Source organism: Mycoplasma sp. 1199 (assembly GCF_034863365.1).
GTDB lineage: Bacteria > Bacillota_I > Bacilli_A > Mycoplasmatales > Metamycoplasmataceae > Mycoplasmopsis.
This window is the reverse complement of the sequence record NZ_JAYFFA010000005.1, coordinates 1-19,051: the sequence shown is the minus strand read 5'-3', so window position 1 is coordinate 19,051 and position 19,051 is coordinate 1. Positions and strand designations below refer to the sequence as shown.

At 28.7% G+C, this 19,051-nt stretch carries 20 protein-coding genes, 10 tRNA genes and 1 rRNA gene; 11 read left to right on the top strand and 20 right to left on the bottom strand.

Annotated features, from left to right (window positions below; translation table 4 throughout):
- Positions 1–17 precede the first annotated feature (17 nt).
- The 7 genes from VBM89_RS02980 (at position 18) to tig (ending at position 4,887) form a co-directional block, all read left to right on the top strand.
- Positions 18–473 carry an MG284/MPN403 family protein gene (locus VBM89_RS02980; protein ID WP_323177776.1) on the top strand — a complete coding sequence of 152 codons (456 nt, stop codon included), beginning with the start codon at positions 18–20 and terminating at the stop codon, positions 471–473.
- 4 nt (positions 474–477) lie between these two features.
- On the top strand, positions 478–1,707 hold the full coding sequence (locus tag VBM89_RS02975) for an MHO_1580 family protein (protein ID WP_323188750.1): 1,230 nt from the start codon (positions 478–480) through the stop codon (positions 1,705–1,707).
- Positions 1,667–2,125, top strand: coding sequence for an MHO_1590 family protein (locus VBM89_RS02970; RefSeq protein ID WP_323188749.1), 459 nt, complete (start codon positions 1,667–1,669; stop codon positions 2,123–2,125). Before VBM89_RS02975 ends, VBM89_RS02970 begins: the two co-directional genes overlap by 41 nt.
- A 14-nt stretch (positions 2,126–2,139) precedes the next feature.
- Entirely contained in the window at positions 2,140–2,361 is a 222-nt protein-coding gene (locus tag VBM89_RS02965) for an acyl carrier protein (protein ID WP_257089230.1), read from the top strand.
- A gap of 19 nt (positions 2,362–2,380) precedes the next feature.
- Positions 2,381–2,455 (top strand) — tRNA-Trp (locus VBM89_RS02960).
- Positions 2,456–2,501: 46 nt separating this feature from the next.
- Entirely contained in the window at positions 2,502–3,497 is a 996-nt protein-coding gene (locus VBM89_RS02955; protein ID WP_323188748.1) for an NAD(P)H-dependent glycerol-3-phosphate dehydrogenase, read from the top strand.
- 88 nt (positions 3,498–3,585) lie between these two features.
- Positions 3,586–4,887 carry a trigger factor gene (tig, locus tag VBM89_RS02950; RefSeq protein ID WP_323188747.1) on the top strand — a complete coding sequence of 434 codons (1,302 nt, stop codon included), beginning with the start codon at positions 3,586–3,588 and terminating at the stop codon, positions 4,885–4,887.
- Between the two features lie 143 nt (positions 4,888–5,030).
- Here the strand turns inward: tig and VBM89_RS02945 are convergent, their stop codons facing one another.
- The 5 genes from VBM89_RS02945 to VBM89_RS02925 are packed head-to-tail and all read right to left on the bottom strand — an operon-like array spanning position 5,031 to position 8,022.
- Positions 5,031–5,255 carry a TM2 domain-containing protein gene (locus VBM89_RS02945; RefSeq protein WP_323177770.1) on the bottom strand — a complete coding sequence of 75 codons (225 nt, stop codon included), beginning with the start codon at positions 5,253–5,255 and terminating at the stop codon, positions 5,031–5,033.
- A gap of 53 nt (positions 5,256–5,308) precedes the next feature.
- Positions 5,309–6,241, bottom strand: coding sequence for a tRNA (adenosine(37)-N6)-threonylcarbamoyltransferase complex transferase subunit TsaD (tsaD, locus tag VBM89_RS02940; RefSeq protein WP_323188746.1), 933 nt, complete (start codon positions 6,239–6,241; stop codon positions 5,309–5,311).
- Positions 6,241–6,774, bottom strand: a complete 534-nt coding sequence (tsaB, locus tag VBM89_RS02935; protein ID WP_323188745.1) for a tRNA (adenosine(37)-N6)-threonylcarbamoyltransferase complex dimerization subunit type 1 TsaB — start codon at positions 6,772–6,774, stop codon at positions 6,241–6,243. Before tsaB ends, tsaD begins: the two co-directional genes overlap by 1 nt.
- Positions 6,774–7,169, bottom strand: coding sequence for a tRNA (adenosine(37)-N6)-threonylcarbamoyltransferase complex ATPase subunit type 1 TsaE (gene tsaE / locus VBM89_RS02930; protein WP_323188744.1), 396 nt, complete (start codon positions 7,167–7,169; stop codon positions 6,774–6,776). Before tsaE ends, tsaB begins: the two co-directional genes overlap by 1 nt.
- Position 7,170: 1 nt before the next feature.
- Positions 7,171–8,022: a DegV family protein gene (locus VBM89_RS02925; RefSeq protein ID WP_323188743.1), complete on the bottom strand. Its 852-nt coding sequence runs from the start codon at positions 8,020–8,022 to the stop codon at positions 7,171–7,173.
- Between the two features lie 37 nt (positions 8,023–8,059).
- On the opposite strand from VBM89_RS02925, the gene tapR reads away from it, so the two are divergent.
- Positions 8,060–8,644 (top strand): TyrS-associated PheT N-terminal domain-related protein TapR, encoded by a 585-nt coding sequence (gene tapR / locus VBM89_RS02920; protein WP_416234937.1) that lies wholly within the window; start codon positions 8,060–8,062, stop codon positions 8,642–8,644.
- Between the two features lies 1 nt (position 8,645).
- Positions 8,646–9,878 carry a tyrosine--tRNA ligase gene (tyrS, locus tag VBM89_RS02915; RefSeq protein WP_323188741.1) on the top strand — a complete coding sequence of 411 codons (1,233 nt, stop codon included), beginning with the start codon at positions 8,646–8,648 and terminating at the stop codon, positions 9,876–9,878.
- Positions 9,879–9,913: 35 nt separating this feature from the next.
- Here the strand turns inward: tyrS and VBM89_RS02910 are convergent, their stop codons facing one another.
- The 3 genes from VBM89_RS02910 to VBM89_RS02900 are packed head-to-tail and all read right to left on the bottom strand — an operon-like array spanning position 9,914 to position 12,371.
- Positions 9,914–10,462, bottom strand: a complete 549-nt coding sequence (locus VBM89_RS02910) for a SprT-like domain-containing protein (protein ID WP_323188740.1) — start codon at positions 10,460–10,462, stop codon at positions 9,914–9,916.
- A 24-nt stretch (positions 10,463–10,486) separates the two neighbouring features.
- Positions 10,487–11,437, bottom strand: a complete 951-nt coding sequence (locus tag VBM89_RS02905) for a hypothetical protein (RefSeq protein WP_323188739.1) — start codon at positions 11,435–11,437, stop codon at positions 10,487–10,489.
- Complete coding sequence (locus VBM89_RS02900; protein WP_323188738.1) at positions 11,430–12,371, bottom strand: RluA family pseudouridine synthase; 942 nt, start codon at positions 12,369–12,371, stop codon at positions 11,430–11,432. Before VBM89_RS02900 ends, VBM89_RS02905 begins: the two co-directional genes overlap by 8 nt.
- A gap of 105 nt (positions 12,372–12,476) precedes the next feature.
- On the opposite strand from VBM89_RS02900, the gene ffh reads away from it, so the two are divergent.
- Both ffh and VBM89_RS02890 read left to right on the top strand, forming a co-directional pair.
- Positions 12,477–13,835 carry a signal recognition particle protein gene (ffh, locus tag VBM89_RS02895; RefSeq protein ID WP_323188737.1) on the top strand — a complete coding sequence of 453 codons (1,359 nt, stop codon included), beginning with the start codon at positions 12,477–12,479 and terminating at the stop codon, positions 13,833–13,835.
- Between the two features lie 67 nt (positions 13,836–13,902).
- A tRNA-Thr gene (locus VBM89_RS02890) sits at positions 13,903–13,978 on the top strand.
- 8 nt (positions 13,979–13,986) lie between these two features.
- Here the strand turns inward: VBM89_RS02890 and VBM89_RS02885 are convergent.
- From VBM89_RS02885 to VBM89_RS02830, 12 genes are all read right to left on the bottom strand, one after another.
- Positions 13,987–14,310, bottom strand: a complete 324-nt coding sequence (locus VBM89_RS02885; RefSeq protein WP_323188736.1) for a thioredoxin family protein — start codon at positions 14,308–14,310, stop codon at positions 13,987–13,989.
- A 129-nt stretch (positions 14,311–14,439) separates the two neighbouring features.
- Positions 14,440–14,545, bottom strand: a 5S ribosomal RNA gene (rrf, locus tag VBM89_RS02880).
- Positions 14,546–14,738: 193 nt separating this feature from the next.
- Positions 14,739–15,407 carry a signal peptidase II gene (locus VBM89_RS02875; RefSeq protein WP_323188735.1) on the bottom strand — a complete coding sequence of 223 codons (669 nt, stop codon included), beginning with the start codon at positions 15,405–15,407 and terminating at the stop codon, positions 14,739–14,741.
- 2 nt (positions 15,408–15,409) lie between these two features.
- Entirely contained in the window at positions 15,410–18,091 is a 2,682-nt protein-coding gene (gene ileS, locus VBM89_RS02870; RefSeq protein WP_323188734.1) for an isoleucine--tRNA ligase, read from the bottom strand.
- A 105-nt stretch (positions 18,092–18,196) separates the two neighbouring features.
- Positions 18,197–18,272, bottom strand: a tRNA-Phe gene (locus VBM89_RS02865).
- Between the two features lie 4 nt (positions 18,273–18,276).
- Positions 18,277–18,353: transfer RNA gene (locus VBM89_RS02860), tRNA-Asp, on the bottom strand.
- 4 nt (positions 18,354–18,357) lie between these two features.
- A tRNA-Met gene (locus tag VBM89_RS02855) sits at positions 18,358–18,432 on the bottom strand.
- 16 nt (positions 18,433–18,448) lie between these two features.
- Positions 18,449–18,541 (bottom strand) — tRNA-Ser (locus tag VBM89_RS02850).
- Positions 18,542–18,544: 3 nt separating this feature from the next.
- Positions 18,545–18,620: transfer RNA gene (locus tag VBM89_RS02845), tRNA-Ile, on the bottom strand.
- A 6-nt stretch (positions 18,621–18,626) separates the two neighbouring features.
- Positions 18,627–18,703, bottom strand: a tRNA-Met gene (locus tag VBM89_RS02840).
- A gap of 5 nt (positions 18,704–18,708) precedes the next feature.
- A tRNA-Ala gene (locus VBM89_RS02835) sits at positions 18,709–18,785 on the bottom strand.
- A 7-nt stretch (positions 18,786–18,792) separates the two neighbouring features.
- Positions 18,793–18,869: transfer RNA gene (locus VBM89_RS02830), tRNA-Pro, on the bottom strand.
- Between the last annotated feature and the right edge of the window lie 182 nt (positions 18,870–19,051).

Below are 19,051 nucleotides of genomic sequence, written 5' to 3'. Positions count from 1 at the left end.
GTGAAAGGAGGAAAAATATGGCCAAAAATATTCAAAAAATGATTACATATATAAATTTATTAAACGGAGAAAACATGCAACAAAATCTATTAACCGAAGCACAAGAAAAAGCATTATATGCTCAAGAGTGCGCAGTAGTCAATAATATATTTAAATTAAGAGATATCTTTATTAAAAATCTTAAAAGTAAAATAGTTAATTTAGAAACTATTTTAAGACACAAAAATGATCCTGAGGTTTCTAAACAACTCGAGATTGAAACTAACAAACTCAAAAATGACTCTTCATTAGTCGGATTAGTTTTATCATTGATGAAAATTCAAAATTCTTGAATAATCAACAAAATGTATTGCGATGAAGAAACAAGATACAATAAGGAATGATATACTGATTATTTCTCAAAGACCACATTCTACAAGAGAAAACGAGATGCTATCAAAGAGTTTATAGAAATCTACTTTAACTATGTATAACATTGTGTCCATACACAATCAGGATACTTATATTGTTGAACAAAGAGACTTCAAAGTAAACATATTAAATGGTGGAAATCTAGGAAATTTTGATTTAAGTAATTTTGATTTACCATTTATTATTAGTATAGATAGAATTTTATCAAATGGATATACAGATATCAGTTTTGGATTCAAAGATAAAATCAATACACCATTTACTGAAGCTCTTAGATACCTTCTAAAAAGAAGATTTAATCTAAACATTTTAAACAATAAATTTACTATTAAAGCTTATGTTTTTGTTAATAAGGAACAAAAGGCTGAATTTAGTACTGACGATTTTGGTCTTAGTAATTTCAAGAGACTGAATTTCATTGAGTTAGATACGCCATTCAATAAATTAAATTCAATCTTCATTAGGTTTACATTTACATCCAAAGTTCTGGGAATTGAGGAAGAATTATTTAAGGAATATCAGGTAATTTTTGGGAATGAAATTAAGAATTCACGACAAATATCTCCACAAAATTTATTATTTAAAATCAAAATACCTTACTCATATGTTTTTAATTTTTCGGAAAATTCAACTTACTGAACTAAAAAGTACTATCACAATATCATTTTAGAATTACCAAAAATTAATAATACAAATCAATTCACGAATTTATTGAAAATTACACAATTTAATGATAAAAAAGATAATTTGATGCCTGGAGAAAATAATAAAAATACAGATATGCAAATTAATGTCAATGAAGTTCATATAAATAATTTCTTATCCAAAAATGAAAAAATTAACTTGCATTTAGAAAAGGAAAATGACGATAATGTTTATCATTCTGGACTAATTGAAAACAACTGTTATCACAAGGTAGTAAGGATAGATGACTATTTAACTACTAATGAATCAGATGTGACAATTAACAAAATTCCAGGTTTAATACCTAGTAAATCCTTAAAAATTCCATATCAATATAGTGGTCTATTAACTTTCAAATTTCCAATTTCCACACCTTATTTCAATTTTGATTTCATCAAAACTTTTGATATCGAGCCCACACAACTTTACGAAAGTAATGCGGATAAAAGACTGAAAATTACTTATTTTGATGATGACAATCCTAAAGTTACATATCGCTTCGTAATTGACTTAAAGGATTCAATCAAAATAATTAAAGAAGAATTTTTCAACTTCAATGAGTTCATTTTAGATGAACAGACAAAGAAAAGACTTAATCAAAAAAATCAGTAAAGTTGTACTTATTTGTGTTGCCGGTGGTTTAATAGGGACTGGCGCATACTTTCTACATAGAAACTTATCACAAAATAGAAAACAGTTTGAAGAAGTTCCTGGCAAAAGACGAAAAAGAATTGATGATAAAATCAAAAATTATTACAATTACGAAGAAGATGAGAATTCCTGATTTTTCCCTACGTTAGAGGCTAAATATTTTGAAAAATTTGTAAAAGTTGATGAATATGGATTTAAATACATCGATGAAGACATTGTTAAATCTGTAATTCACGACGTAATCAGAAGGTTTCCGACAAAATATGGTTCAATTTTGTTTGATTATAAAATTATCAATAAAAATCAAATTTTTATTTATATGAAGCACATTAATGAAGACAAAGTAAAAACTAAAACTTACTTAATAGAGCTTAAATAATATATAATTAACCTATGAATTCAAATATTAAAGACTTAGTTTTTAGTGAACTTAAAAAAATATCTAAAAACAAAAACATCACAGAAGACTCTAATATTAGAGAACTTGGAGTTGACTCTCTTGATCTAGCTGAATTAATTTTTGATGCTGAAGAAAGATTAGGAATTACAATTTCTGACGATGAATTGAGAGATGTAAAAACAGTTAAAGATGTTATTAGGATTTTAGATAAATAATATATAATATAGATGGCTTAGGAGTATAGTTCAACGGTAGAACAACGGGCTTCAACCCCGTGTGTTGTGGGTTCGAATCCTGCTACTCCTGCCATTTTTTTATACTCTTTTTTTATATTAAATAAAGTAAAATTAGTAATATGAAAGAAAAAATTAAATTCGGTGTGCTAGGGACTGGAGCATTCGGTTCTGCATTAGCAAATATTTTAATTGAGAATAATTTTCCAGTAATGATGTATGGAATTAATGCACAAGAAATTAGTGATATTAACGATGGATATAATCGCAAATTTTTTGGTGAGATTCCATTTAAAAACTCTAATCTTATTTCAGCAACAAATGATTTAGGTTACTTTTATGAAAATGTAGACACAGTTATCCTAGCTGTTCCATCAGTTGCAGTTGGTGTAATTTTAAGACAATCAGCCAAAGTACTTGGAAACAAAAAAATTAGCATTATCAACTTATCAAAAGGTCTTGAACCTGAAACAAAACAATTCTTTTCTGACTATATAACTTCTGCATTTGATAATAATCTTGAAAATCTTGCGTCAATTATGGGGCCATCATTTGCCATTGAAGTTTTTGAAGGAAAACTTACAATGGTTAACATTGTGGGGATAAATTCAAAATTCAACCAAGAAGTTGCTCAATGCTTTAATAATTCACATTTTTATGTAAAACCATATGATGATATTAAAGGCGCTGAGGTCTTTGCTGCTCTTAAAAATGTTTTAGCTATTGGATTAGGAATGTCATCAGTTTTATATCCGGGTCAAAATTCACACGCTGGACTCCTTACATTAGGGACTTATGAAATATTTAAAATATATAAAACTATGTTCCCTAATGAGGAAGATACAATTGGTTACAATTTTGCAGCTATGGGGGATATTTTCTTAACATGTTCATCACCTACAAGTAGAAACTTTAGTTTTGGTATTAATGTTGCAAAAGTAGGTGTTAGCGAAGCTTTAGCAACACAAAACGTAACTACCGAAGGTTACGATACAGCAATAACATTACAAAAAATAATTGAAGAATATAACATTAAAGATATTCCGTTTTTACAAGGAATTATCGATGTTTTATTCAATAACAAAGACCCAAAAGTCATTTTAGATTCAATAATTTAAACGTGCTCTCGCATGTTTATTTTTTACACCCTTAATTTTTAATATAGTGTAAAATATTATTAATTTATTAATAATATTGGAGGTAACCATGATTACACATACAAAAGATAAGAAAAAATCAGAAGTTGTTGTTAAAGTTAAAATTAATCAAGCAGATTTTGATAAAAAATTAAAAGAATTTACAGACAAATTAGCTAAAAAAGTTAAAGTTAAAGGTTACAGACCAGGAAAAGCTCCTAAAGCTGAAATCGAAAAATATGTAGACCACAGAGCTGCATTTACTGATACAGTTAACTCATTTAGCAATGAAAATCTTCCAGCTGTTTTTGAATATGCTGCAAAAAACAAAATTAAAGCAGCTAGATACCCAATGTTAGACTTACAAAAAGATGGTGAAGATCTTTATTTAGTTTACATTTTTGTTGAAGAACCAGATTTTGCAGTAGATCCTAAAAAATTAAAATTAGACTACAAATCAATTAAAGTAGCTAAAAAAGATGTTGATGACATGAAGAAAGATATCCAAGAAAAATTATCTGTTAATGAAGAAATTACAGATAAAAAAGCTAAAACAAAACTTGGAGACACAGTTAACATTAACTTCAAAGGATTTATTGACAACACACCATTTGAAGGTGGAGAAGCTGAAAACTATGATTTAAAATTAGGCTCAAAAACATTTATTCCAGGATTTGAAGATCAACTTGTTGGTAAATCAGTAGGATGAAAAGGTGATGTAGTTGTTACATTCCCTGCTGACTACTTCGTTAAAGAATACCAAAACAAAGAATCAGTATTCCAAGTTTCAATTAACTCAATAAAGAGATTGAAATTATTCGAATTTACAGATGAAAATGTTAAATTACTTGGTGATCCAAAAATCACAGATCTTAAATCACTTGAAAAAGAACTTAAAAACAATGTTTTCATTAAAAAATTCTTCTCAAACGTTGATTCATTCTACCTTTCATTAATTGAACAAACAATCAAATTAGCAAAAGTTAACTTGCATCCATCATTCATGGAAGAAAGACTTGGATTATTAAAATCTGAATTCGAAAAACAATTAAAACAATTTGGAATGAAGAAAACTGAGTACTTACAATTAATCAAATCATCAGAAGCTGATTTAGAACAAGAATTTGTGAAACAAGCTACAAAAGATGTTGAAAACGCTAAAGCTATTCAATACTGAGTTGCTAAATATCCAGTTAATGCTTCAGCAGAGCAAATCGCAGAATTTACATCAAAAATTGAAGCGTTTGGATTTAATAAATCTGTAGCAAACAACTTAATTATCTCAGCATTAAGAATGTCATTAATTTTAGCTGACGTAAACTCAGAAGCCGCAGCTAACTTAGAAAGTGACTTTACAAAAATTACAAAATAATACTTTTAATGATTAACTAACTCATTTAAATAATTTGAGTTAGTTTTTTTATGCCTTGTTCACTATAAAAAAAGTAAATTAAAAAATGAACAACTTATATTGTTCATTTTAAAAAAACATAATTTTAATTAGCAATAACTAAATTATCATTTTGAAATTTCGTTACCATTTGCATCTTTTTGTTTTCCACAAACAGCTAAAATGAAGTCAACAACCGGTCAAATTCCAACTGAAATTCATCATCCTACTAAAAGTTTTAATAAACCTAATCCGATTCTTCCGGCATAGAATCTATCTACTCCAAATGCTCCTAAGAAGAATGATAATAAAGTTAAAACTAATCTGCTTTTTGGTGATACTGAATTCATAAATGCCTCCTAATTAATCTGTCAATTTAATTATAAATTATTTAAAAGTTTTTTTATTTTTTTCGGGAAAAAGATAGATAGGCAACTTGAGCTATCATAGCACCATTATCTGTTGCATATTTTAATGATGGAACAATAGTGTTTTTATGTAATTTACAAAATTCTTCTCTTAGATAAGAGTTAGCAGAAACTCCACCGCCTAAAACTAAAGTTTTAACATCATATTTCTCTAATGCTGCTTTAGTTTTACTAATCAAGTAGTCAATAGCTGTTTTTTGAAAAGAAACAGCAAGTTGTTCCTTGTTAAGTTCTTCATTTTTCATTTGAGCTTTGTTAACTTTATTTAAAACTTGTGTTTTAAGACCGCTAAATGAAAAATCTAATTCATTATCTGTGTGTGGAAATGTTAATTTTGTAAATTCACCATCATATTCTTTGAAAAGATTATCAATAATTGGTCCACCAGGAAAACCTAGACCTAATCTTGAAGAAACCTTATCGAAAGCTTCTCCAACAGCATCATCAAGTGTCTCTCCGATGATTTCCAAATCATCTACATCTTTAACATAAATTAATTGCGTATGTCCACCAGAAACTAATAAACATAATGCAGGGAATGCAATTTCGTTAGTCAATGTGGCTGATAAAAAGTGACCAACAAGGTGATTGACAGGTACTAAAGGTTTATTTATTGCTAGTGCAAAAGCACTTGCAAATAAATAACCAACTTGTAGCGTTCCTATTAAACCAGGTTCTTTCGTGTAAGCGATATAATCAAAAGAATTTGGATCATATTTTTGCAATATTAATTCCTGAATAAGCGCAATATTTTTAACATGCTCACGTGAAGCTATTTCAGGAATTGTTCCTCCGAACTCTTTAAAAATATCAATTTGTGAAATAGTTCATAAATCTAAAACTTTTCCATCTTCTAAAACTGCTAAAGATGTGTCATCATGGGAAGTTTCAATACCTAAAATTCTCATTAATTTACACCTCCAATTTGAGGTTGTTTAATATATAAAGGTTCTACGCTCATAGTGTTTTCTTCTTTGAATTTATCTTTAAAATCATTGAAGCTATCAATCATCTTTTTATAATCTACTTTGTCAACTTCGATTGAATCCTTTTCAACTATTTGAATGGTGTTTTTATCATAAAAATATACTTTTGAACCTTGTGCATCTATATAGAAGTTTTCTTTATTAGGACTTAATGTTTCTAAAATTTCAAATGTATTAATTGTAAAGAGAGATTTTTTAAATAAAAGAGCAAAAGTTCTAAAGTAAACTAAAGAACTTCTTACACCAGTGAAAAAACCTGGTCCCTTGTTTATATAAAAGTTATTAATTTTATCTACTGTTAAATTATTTTTGCTCAATAACAGTTGAAATTGTTCAGTTATTAACTGAACTTTTTTCTTATAACCTTCTAATAAAACAAAGTCAACAACATTGAAATCTTTATCAAATAAAACTAAAACAAAGTCCTCTGTTGCTGTATCTAAATAAACATTCATTATTTAACCTCTATAATTTCAAAAACATGTTTTTCATCTTCATTAATATATGCATTAATTTTTACATAATGTGTAAAATCTAAATTTTGCAAGTTCGCTCATTCAATAACAACTAAATTATCATCAAAATAATCTTCAAACTCATCAATTGAAGATTTAAAGTTGTATAGATCAATATGAATTAGACCATCATAGTTTTTCATATATGAAAAACTTGGTGATGTAATCTTCTCTTTTATACCTATTTTTTTACCTAATAATTTAGTGAAAGTAGTTTTTCCAGCTCCTAAATCACCTGATAATAATAAAAATTGTTTCTCTTTAAATAGTTCAAAATTTTGATTTATAAAAAGTTCTAAGTCTTGCAGACTAGAACAAACGATTTTTTTTAGCATTCTATAATGTACTAATTTTTTCTTCAGTTAAGTTTTTAGATAATTGAACTACAACAATAGTTTCAGGTCCTGTATGAACCGAAATACAGTTAGGTAATAATGCTGTGAAAACTCTATTTTTTCCCTTGCTTTTTATATAATCAACAACATCTTTTAAGTCACCTGAATTTGAATGGATAATTAAGATATCTTTATCGTTATCCTTTAATTTAGTATCAATATTCTTGTAAATTGTTTTTAAGAATACTAAACCTTTTCCTTCTTTTTCTAATTTCCCTTTATAGAAACTTACGATAGGAATGATTCTAAGCAATCTAGCAACAACAGCTGCAGCAGGTGTTAATCTTCCTCCTTTTAATAAGTATTCATTGTGTTTAGGAAAAATTGAAACTTTTTGTCTCTCATCTCATTGTTCAATTTCTCTAATTGCTTCATCAACATCAGTTCCATTTTTGATTAATTCAACAAAATCTCAAACTTGAAGTGTGATTAATGATGCAACAAAAATTGACTCAATAACTCTTAATTTTGGATATGATGATTCGAGAGCCTTTAAGTTTTGATATTGACTTGATAAATGTTTTGAAATAGGGAAAACAACAACATAATCGTGTGTTTTTGATAACTCACTAATTAAATCTTCTGCTATCCCGATTGGTGTTGCAGAAGTTCTATAGGTTTTTGTATCTAAATTAAAGTAAGTGAAAAAATCTTCTGGTGTTAAATCGATACCATCATTGTATGTTTTTCCATCTAATTCAATTCTTAAAGGAAGATAAAATCATCCTAAATCTTCAGCTTGTTTTTTATTTAATCCTGAAGCTGAATCTACTACTATAGCTACCTTTTTCATAAATTCAATTATATTAAATTTATGTATAATTTTGTTTATGATATTGTTTAATAATTTGGATAAATCATTCTCAAATGTATCTATTATTTTTGTTGATAGTAGAGTTTTGAAAACTCAACAAATACAACTTGATAATATGATTATTTTTTCAGATGATAATAAGAAAATACATTCTATAAATTTACTTGATAATAAGCTTCTTGATATTAAACCTAGTTCAAAATTTGGCGCATTAAATGCAGAACAAATTGCAAAATTATCTTCAGTTTTAGTTAAAAACGGTTTTGCTTTAGAAAATGAACCTAAAATCATTTATGGTTTAATTACAAAAAGAGAAAAACACCCTAAAAGTGAGAAGTTATTTGTTCTAGAAGTTTTAATTAATAAAGAAACAAATGAACATATTCAATTAGTTACAAACACATTAGATTCTCAAGAAGGTAAAGTTGTTGTTTTATCATTACCAGGAACAACTGTTTTCAGTGGTCTAGAAGTCTTAGAAGGCGAAATGCTTAATGTAAAAAGTTACGGAATGCTATCAGGATACAGAACTTTAGGAATCGATAGAGAAGGATTAATTTTCGGAACAAGCGAACAAATTGGAAAGGATTTTGAATTTTAAAATGAATGTACTTAAAGAATTAAGAAACCGTGGTATTTTAAAGGCCATTAGTAATGAGGAAAAATTCAACTCACTTCCAGAAGGTGTTGGAGTTTACTGTGGTTTTGACCCAACAGCAACAAGTTTACACTTAGGAAATTACATTCAAATAGCTAACTTATTAAGATTTAAACAAGCAGGTTTTACAACTTATGCAATCCTAGGTGGAGCTACAGGAATGATCGGTGATCCTTCTTTCAAAGATTCTGAAAGACAACTTCTTGATGATGTTACTGTTCTAGAAAATAAAAATAAAATTAAGGCACAGCTTGAATCATACGGTTTAACTGTTGTAGATAACTATGATTTTTACAAAGATATGAATATTTTAGAATTCCTTAGATCTGTAGGTAAATTAGTAAATATTTCATATATGCTTGCTAAAGATTCAGTTGCTTCTAGAATTGAAAAAGGATTAAGTTTTACCGAATTCACTTACCAATTAATTCAAGGTTGGGACTTTGCTACTTTATACAAAGATAGAAATATTTGCATTCAATTCGGTGGTTCAGATCAATGAGGAAATATCACAACCGGTTTAGATATGATTTCTACATTGCACGGAAACGATCATAAAGCAGTCGCAATTACAGCTAACTTATTAACTGATGCAAATGGAAACAAATTTGGTAAATCAACAGGTGGTGGTAGTTTATGATTAGATGCATCAAAAACAAAACCATTTGTTATGTATCAATTCTTGTTAAATCAACCTGATAGCGAAGTTGAAAAATTACTTAAATGATTAACATTTTTACCATTAGAGCAAATTGAACAAATTATTGAAAAACATAAAGAGCAACCTTCATTAAGATATGCTCAAAAAGAGCTTGCTTATGCAGTTATTTCCGACGTTCACTCAAGTGCTGAAGCTAAAAAAGCAAAATTAATTTCAGAAATATTGTTTAATAAAAATTTAGATTTATCAAATTATTCAACAGAAGAAATATCTGATATTTATGAAGATATTAACCATTTTGAATTAGTTAAAGACCAAAATTTAATTAATCAACTTATTGAAAATAACATTATTAAATCAAAACGTGAAGCTAGAGAGTTTATTACAAATAATTCAATTAAGCTCAATTTAGAACCAGTAAATGAAGACAGCGTTTTAAATTCAAGTTTATGAAATAACAAATTCGCACTTCTTCACGTTGGTAAGAAAAATATTTACTTAATCAAAATTAAATAGAAATGAAAAATTCTCATCGGTTGATGAGAATTTTCTTATACCTTTGAAGTTCTGCTCAAAATTGGATGATAATGAGCTTCAATCTTTTCTTTTAAATCAGGTAAATAACGAACTAATTCTTTTTTAAAAGTTTTATCGTGTTTAATAAAACCTACTGCATGCAATAATTCGTGAACCACAGTTTCTTTAATAAAATATTCATCGATTAAATACAATCTCTCGTTGAACATTATTAAAAATTGTTTTTTGGGATCTGATGATCTAATTACACATCTTCCTCAATATGATTTTGAGTTTTTTAGCTCCCATCTTCACTTTTTATCAATGTTCATTGTTTGTGAATATTCATCAAAGTATTTCTGAATAATTATTGAAATTTTCTCTCTTGCAAACTCCAATAATAATGGTTTTATTCTTCTTTCAGACCTACAACGTAGTGATTTTGCTACTTTTTGACTTGAGTCAAATATGTAAAGATAATTATTAGGAAGCAATTTATAAGTGTATCTTTCTCCTAATAAAACAAATCAATCTTTATCAACTGAAATTTCATTTTCAGCAAGTAATTTGTGTGTATAAACCATAATTAAAGATAAAGAAAATGCCTATTAAGCATTTTCTTTATTATGTTCCTCATTAGCTTGTTTTGTGTAATTAAAAATTAGTTCAGCTAATTTATCTTTAGGCATTTCTTGATATCCACTGATACCTAATAATTCAGCCATTTTGAATAATTGCTCATTTGGAATTTCTAAAAGTTTTTTGATTGCAGTTTCTTTTTGAACATCTGCTTGAATTTTTTCTTCTTCTGATAAATCTTTCTTTTCTGAATCAGTAGCATCTGCTGCTTTATTTTGATTTTTGAAAATATCATTTAAGTTTGCACCATTAGCAAATCCTGAAAATAAATCAGAAATACCATTTGGGTTATTTTTGAATAACTCTTGCATTTTAGCGGCCATAGCAAGTGTTTCTTCTTCCATTTTAATTGAGTAGAACATCTTAATAATAAATACAACTTTTTTAGCAGGAATTAATCAGTTAACAATTGTTAATATAGTTGTAACAACATCAATAACAACAATTGCAATTACAATATTTGGTAAACCTGGTTGATTAAATGTTCCGTTAAAAATGTACTTGAATAATGTGAAAACACTGAATAGTCCTACAATTGTTGACAATAGGATTGGTCATCTATTGAAATTAAGATAAGTTTTTTCCTTACGAACTTTGATAAAAGAAATAATTATCACAATTGCAGCAGCACAAAAAATAATTATGTAAAAAATTTGATTTATTATGTAGAAAATAAATAAACTTTTACTTTCGTTTATGACTTTAATTACATCATCAGATGATAAATTTGTGGTGTCAGGTTTTAAAAATGTGTTGTGGCCAATTGTCACAATTAAGAAGCCAGCCAAAGTTAATGCAGCAATTAATGTGATTGAAGCAAATAAAAGTCAAACTCAACTAGCAAATGTTTTTTGTCCTTTCTCATACAATTCATCTGCTTTACGATATTTTAGAAAATCTCTTAAATTTCATTTAAGCATTCAATACCTCCTTTATTTCATCTTCTTTTATAAATTCATCGAAGTTAAAATCAGCTACATCAAAGTCGTGTGGTGGTTTTGAATAAAACACCATTTCTTTTCCAGTCATAGGATGATGTAATTCTAATTTATAAGCGTGTAATCTTTGTCCATTTTCATCAACATACTTGTTGTAAACAGGATCTCCATAAATTGGATTTTTAATATATGCCATATGCACTCTGATTTGATGAGTTCTTCCTGTCTCAAGTTCGCATTTTACAAGTGATTTAGGTAAGTTATCAATGTAAAATGTTTTTAATAAAGTAACGTGAGTAGTTGCTGGTTTAGCATTAATATCAGTCACTTCCATTTTAAGTCTATCTTTGGCATTTCTACCAATAGGTAATACTAATTTAAGTTTTTTACTTTCTAATACTCCATCACAAATTGCTAAATATGAACGCTTAATTTCGTGAGTAGCAAATAACTCAGAAAGTTTATTATGAACCTCATTGGTTTTTGCGATAACTAATAAACCGCTTGTGTCTTTGTCAATTCTATGAACAATACCTGGTCTAAGCAGTCCATTCTGATCTGATAAATTATTTTTAAAATGATATAAAAGTCCATTTACTAAAGTGTCTTCATAATGACCTGGAGCTGGGTGAACTGTCATGCCAGTCGGTTTATTAATAACACATAAATATTCATCATCATAAACAATATCTAAATCCATTTGTTTAGGAACTACTTTAATTTCCTTATCAAGTACTCTTGAAATTTTAATTACTTGACCTTCTCTAACCATAAATTTAGGTTTATTAACCAAAACATCATCAACTGTCACAACTCTCTCATCAATAAGTTGCTTAATATCATTACGTGATATTTCAGTATTATTTGAAATATATTTATCAATTCTTTCAGGATATTTAACTACTAATTCAATCATAAATTCAATTATATATTTTTTATAGATTTTATTTGTATTTACTAATAAATATTTATTTATTAGTACGATTGAGAAAACTATATAAAAAGTTTTTAATGTTATAATATGACTATGTTAGATTTTTTAGAGAAAAGAATACAAAAAAGTATTGCAAAAATGTCAAAAAAAACAACTCTAAATGAAGCTGATATTTTAGAAGTAACTAAAGACGTAAAATTAGCACTTCTTGAAGCTGACGTTAACTTAAGGGTTGTTAAAGAGTTTATTAATAATGTTAAAGCAAAGGCTTTAGAATCTGAAATTATAGGTAAATTAAATCCATCACAACAAATGATTAAAATTTTTCACGATGAACTTGTAAATATTTTAGGTGGAAAAACTACCGAAATTTCAATCGCAAAAAAACCTTATATCATTATGATGTGTGGACTTCAAGGTTCAGGGAAAACTACAGCAACAGCTAAAATTGCTTACTATCTTAGAAAGAAAAAATTCGTAAATAATCCACTTGTTGTTGCAGCTGACATTTATCGTCCAGCTGCTGTGCAACAATTAGTAACTTTAGCAAAGAGTATTCAAGTTGATTACTATGAGCAAGGTGTTGAAGTTCCTGCAGAAGAAATTGTAACTAATGCATTAAAACAAGCTGATGCTAATAAAAATGACTTAATTATTATCGATACAGCCGGTCGTTTATCAATTGATGAGAAGTTAATGCAAGAGCTTAAAAACATTAAACAAATTGCTCATCCATCTGAAATATTCTTTGTTGCTGATGCTATGTCTGGTCAAGACATTGTTAATGTTGCTCAAGCATTCAATGATAACTTAAGCTTATCAGGTTTAATTATTACAAAACTTGATTCAGATGCGCGTGGTGGAGCCGCATTAAGCTTACGTCAAGTGCTAAATGTTCCTATCAGATTTATTGGTACAGGTGAAAAAACATCTAATATTGATTTATTTCACCCTAACCGTATGGCTGATAGAATTCTCGGGATGGGTGATGTTTTATCACTTATCGAACATGCGCAAGACAACATCGATGAAGATAAAGCAAAAAATATGGTTGAAAGAATTTTTTCAGGTAAATTTGACCTTGATGATTTAATGGATCAAATTAAGCAAATGAAGAAATTAGGTAAATTCTCAAAATTACTTAAAATGCTTCCTGGTTCTTTATCAAATAAAATTAATGAAGAAGACTTAGATAAAGCTGAAGAAAAAATGCAACTTTACCAAATCTTAATGTCTTCAATGACCAAGAAAGAAAGAAAAAATCCTAAACTTTTAAAACAAGCATCTAGAAAAGAAAGAATTTTAAAAGGTTCAGGAAGAAGTGTCCAAGAATACAATAAACTACTTAATGAGTTTGAATCAATGCAAAAAAGAATAGTTGATATGGCTAATAAATTCAAAAATGGTGGAACAAGTGGTTTAGGTGGTCTTGGAGGATTATTCTAAAATAAAAAGCAACATTTAATTATGTTGCTTTTTTAATTTTATTGATAAAATTAACTTATTAAATTGTGCCATCATAGCTCAGCAGGCAGAGCACTTCCATGGTAAGGAAGGGGTCGCTGGTTCGAGTCCAGTTGTTGGCACCATTTTTTTATTACTCTTTTGATACTTTGTCTAAAACAGATTTTAATTCTGAATATGGTAAATATCCTGAAAGTGCAGTTACATATTTTGCATCCTTATAAATTTGAATATATGGAATACTTGTAATATTCATCTCTCTTGCAAAATCTCTGTTTTTATCAATATTAACTCTTAATATTTCGGCATTATCTTTTTGGTCTAATTCAGTTAATGTGTTTGCATATAACATTTTACATGGGCCACATCAGTCTGCATAAAATACTAAAAGTTTCACACCTTTTGAATTATCTAAAAGTGAAAAAACATCTTGTTTTGTTAAATCATTGTGAATCATTTTCGCCCCCTTAAACAATATGTAATTATTATACCAAAAAATAAAAAAGTGCTTTTTAGCACTTATTTTTTATGAAATTTGAACTTTTTACTGCTTTTAATATAACAGTTTTTAAAAAAAGGTATAAAAAAGCAGCGGCTCCCTATTTTCACTGTAAAGCTATCTTCGGCACTAAAGGGCTTAACTACTGAGTTCGGAATGGATTCAGGTGATCCCCTTTGCTATAACCACTGTGAATATTATAGCACTGATAAATAAAAACAAAAACATTTTTTAAATTTTTTTCTAAAAAATTTTGATCTCCAATGAAACATAAATTTCGCCACTTACATTCATTGGTTAGGAAACTAAATTTAACACTATGAATTTACAAAATTAGTAGAATAAAAACATCTCAACAATGTTGAGATGTTTATCTAATTACTTAATTATTTATTACGTATATAAATGTTAGCTTCGTATTCTAAACCTTTATCTTCTTCACGCGCTTCTTTAATTCACATTATAATTGAAATGATAATGAAAAGTATAATACCAACAAATACGAATGTATCAGCTAGATTGAATGTACCTTTATCTGCTCAAGGTAAGTAAAGCATATCTTTTACATAACCGTTAAATAAAATTCTATCTAACGCATTTCCAAAATCACCTGCTAGTAAGATACCTAATGGGATTGAATAGTATAAAGAATTCTTAGTGAAGAATAAAGGCAATATTAGGATAAATGCAGCCACCATAAAGCTTAATCCTTGAATTAAAGCAATATTAGTTGTCTTAAGAAATGTGACACCTTTATGTCAAATAGATCTAATTCCAAATAAACCAAAATTTTGTCATTCACCAGAATTTGATGGATAAATATTTTCAGGGAAAATGTATGTTCCATCTGGTAAAGGAGCTTGCCCATCTGGTCTTAATCTTAAAACATCACCATGTTTAAATAGAAAAGTTTTTGTTAGTTGGTCTATTGTTAAGAAAATTGCAAAAGCAATGAATAATATTACATATGCAGTTAAAATTGATTTTCAATTTACTTTGAAATGTTCAACTACTTTAGTTTCAAAAGTTTTATTTTGTTGTTCTTGATTATTCATAATTATTTATCTTCCCAATCTTTTACAATTTCATAACATGTATTACATAAATTATCTATCATCTCTGATTTTTCAAAATGATTTCAGCATCTTTGACATTTTTCAGAATCAAATGTTGCAATTTCTAATTCATTATTTGATTCAAATGATACTTTACCTACCATTAATAAAGTTTTTAAATCAAGTGATTTGATAAAGTCTGATAATGAATTTGGTAATTTAACATATACTTCATTAATTCTCTTAATTGTACCTTCTTTAATTAAGTTATCAACTTTAGCATTTACTTCAGCACGTAATTGGAAGAATTCATCAAATTGTTCAATTAATGATTTATTAACTGCAACATTATTAAAATCAAATGCATCAAACATTATTGAGTCATACTTTGTAGCTTTATTAAAGTGTTCGTATGCTTCTTCAGCTGTTGTAGGTAAAATAGGAGCAATTGCTTTAATAATAAAGTCTACGATTTCATATAAGTTTGATTGAACCATTAATCTTTCTGGATCGTTTGATTTTCTTATATAAAGGATGTCTTTAGTAATTGATAAATAGAATCCAGATAAGTCGACAATATAGTTATTTAGTAATTTAACAACATTAATGAATTTATATTCATCATAAGCTTTTTTAATGTTTAATTTTAATTCATTTAATTGCTCTGAAATAAGTGCATGAACACCTGTTTTTTGAATATTAGAATCATATTCAAAACCGGATAAATTACCTAACATAAATCTGATAGTATTTCTGATTTTTCTATAGATTTCAGTATTTTGATCAAGGATATCGTCTGAAATATTTACATCATTTGTATATTCACTATTAGCTGCTCATAATCTTAATATATCTGCACCACGTTTTTTAACAACATCAATAGGTTTAATTACATTTCCTAATGATTTTGACATCTTGTTACCATTCTTATCTAAAACAAAACCGTGTGAAACAATTTGCTTATATGGAGCTGTTTTTTGATATGCAACTGAGTTAATGATAGATGAGTTAAATCAACCTCTGTATTGGTCAATTCCCTCTAAATATAAGTCATATGGAGCCTTGTGACGCTCATCAATATCAACAGCAGTAAATGAAACACCAGAATCAAATCAAACATCCATGATATCCATTTCTCTTGTAAATTCTCTACCTTTGTATTTTGGATGTAATAAGTCTTGTGTATCTCATTCTCATCAGATATTGATATCGTGCTCTAAAACTTGATTAATTGTGAAATCAAATTGTTCTTTATCAATTACAGGGTTTTTATGTTCATCATAAAAGATAATGATTGGAACACCTCAAGTTCTTTGTCTTGAAATAGTTCAATCACCTCTTTCTGCGATCATATTTCTTAATCTTGTTTTAGCTCATTCAGGGTATGTCGAAACTTTTGTTTCAATATTTTCTAAAATGTCTCTTCTAATTTTATCAATAGAAACAAATCATTGAGGTGTACCTCTATAAATAATTGGTTTGTGAGTTCTTCAATCGTGTGGATATGAGTGCTTCATAAACTCCAATTTCATAACTCTATCATCTAAAAACTCAACAATAGGTTTGTTTGCACTATCATAAAATAAACCATCAAAATCAGTACCTGTTCCAAAGATAGTTCCATCATCAGCAACGTGCATAATTTTTTCTAAATTAAATCTTTGCCCAATTAAAAAGTCGTCTTCTCCGAACATTGGAGCAATATGAACAATACCTGTACCAGATTCTTCAGTAACATGATGACCAACAACTAACGGAGCTAATAAACGAGTGATTGGTGTGAAATATAAAATATTTTTACCAAGAACTTCATACCCATAAAATTCATCTAGAATGTCATATTCATAAATTTCATTCTTCTCAGCATATTTCTTAAATAATTCTTCTGAAAAAATTAGAGTATCATTTTCAACCTTAACTCTAATGTATTTGATTTTAAGCCCTACAGCAGCTCCTGAGTTAGCTAATAACGTCCATGGAGTAGTTGTTCAAACAACAATATCATCACCGTTATGAATCTTTTCGAAGTTACTACTTACAACTCTTAGTTTTAAATATAATGATGGACTTCTTACTTCTTTATATTCAACTTCAGCTTCTGCTAAAGCACTTTGTGAAGTAGGAGATCAATAAATTGGTTTAAGTCCTTTATATACTAAACCATCTAAAATCATTTTAGAAAAGACTTCTAATTGTTTAGCTACGTATTTCTTATCTAAAGTGATGTAATACTTTTTAAAATCTGAAAAAAGTTGTAATTGTTTAAATTGTTCTTTCTGAATTTCGACTTGTTCCAATGCATAAGCTTTCGCTTTAATTCTTAACTCAAGTGGTGAAATTTCTTCTTTCTTAAGGTTGCTTTCTGAAAGCATTTTATGTTCAATAGGCAATCCATGTGTATCTCATCCAGGAACAAATGGAGAATAATATTTATTTAAAGTTTTTCATCTCACAATTATATCTTTTAAGATTTTGTTTAAAGCATGACCTACGTGTAAATCTCCATTAGCATATGGTGGACCATCATGTAAAATGAAAGATATATTATCTTTATATTCTTCTAATATTCTTTGATATATGTTATCTTGATATCACTTTTCTCTATATTTACTTTCTTTTTCGATTAAATTAGCTTTCATTTCAAAGCTTGTTTGCGGCATATTTAAAGTCTTTTTGAAGTCCATATTTTCTCCCTGTTGTTAAATTACAAATTAATTATAAATAAATTAAATTATATAAGAAAATCCTCTAATTTACTAACTTAACAAGTTAACAAATTAGAGGATTTTTGGTGGCCTCGGCAGGAATCGAACCAGCGACACACAGAGCTTCAATCTGTTGCTCTACCTACTGAGCTACAAGGCCATAATGGCGGTCCAGACGGGGATCGAACCCGCGTTCTCCTCCGTGACAGGGAGGCGTATTAAACCACTTTACCACTGGACCGTTTTGGTTGCAGAGGAAAGAATTGAACTTTCGACCTTCGGGTTATGAGCCCGACGAGCTACCACTGCTCCACTCTGCTATGTATCTCCTGTTATTGGCGGGTGATGAGGGATTCGAACCCCCGCGGGCCGTGAAGCCCCTGCTAGTTTTCAAGACTAGTCCCTTCAGCCGGACTTGGGTAATCACCCGTATGGTGGACCTAACAGGATTCGAACCTGTAACCGACCGGTTATGAGCCGGTTGCTCTAACCGTTGAGCTATAGGTCCGTAATTTGGTAGCACCGAAGAGATTCGAACTCTTGACCTTCCGGGTATGAACCGGATGCTCTAACCAACTGAGCTACAGTGCCATATATGGTGGAGAGTATGGGATTCGAACCCACCACCTCCTGCGTGCAAGGCAGGCGCTCTAGCCAAATGAGCTAACCCCCCATATAAATGGTGAAGAAGACAGGATTTGAACCTGCGACCACTACAGCCCAAATGTAGTGCTCTACCAAGCTGAGCTACTTCTCCAACAATCATTAGTTGCGTTATTATTATAATATAAAAAATATTTTTATGAAATTTTTTTTATATTTTTTTGAAAATAAAAAAAACACCATTAAAGGTGTCAAATATTCTTTGAAAACTGAATAGTTATTTTTAATAATTCATTAAAATGTCTGAATACATCTTAATATACTTTTAAACCTATC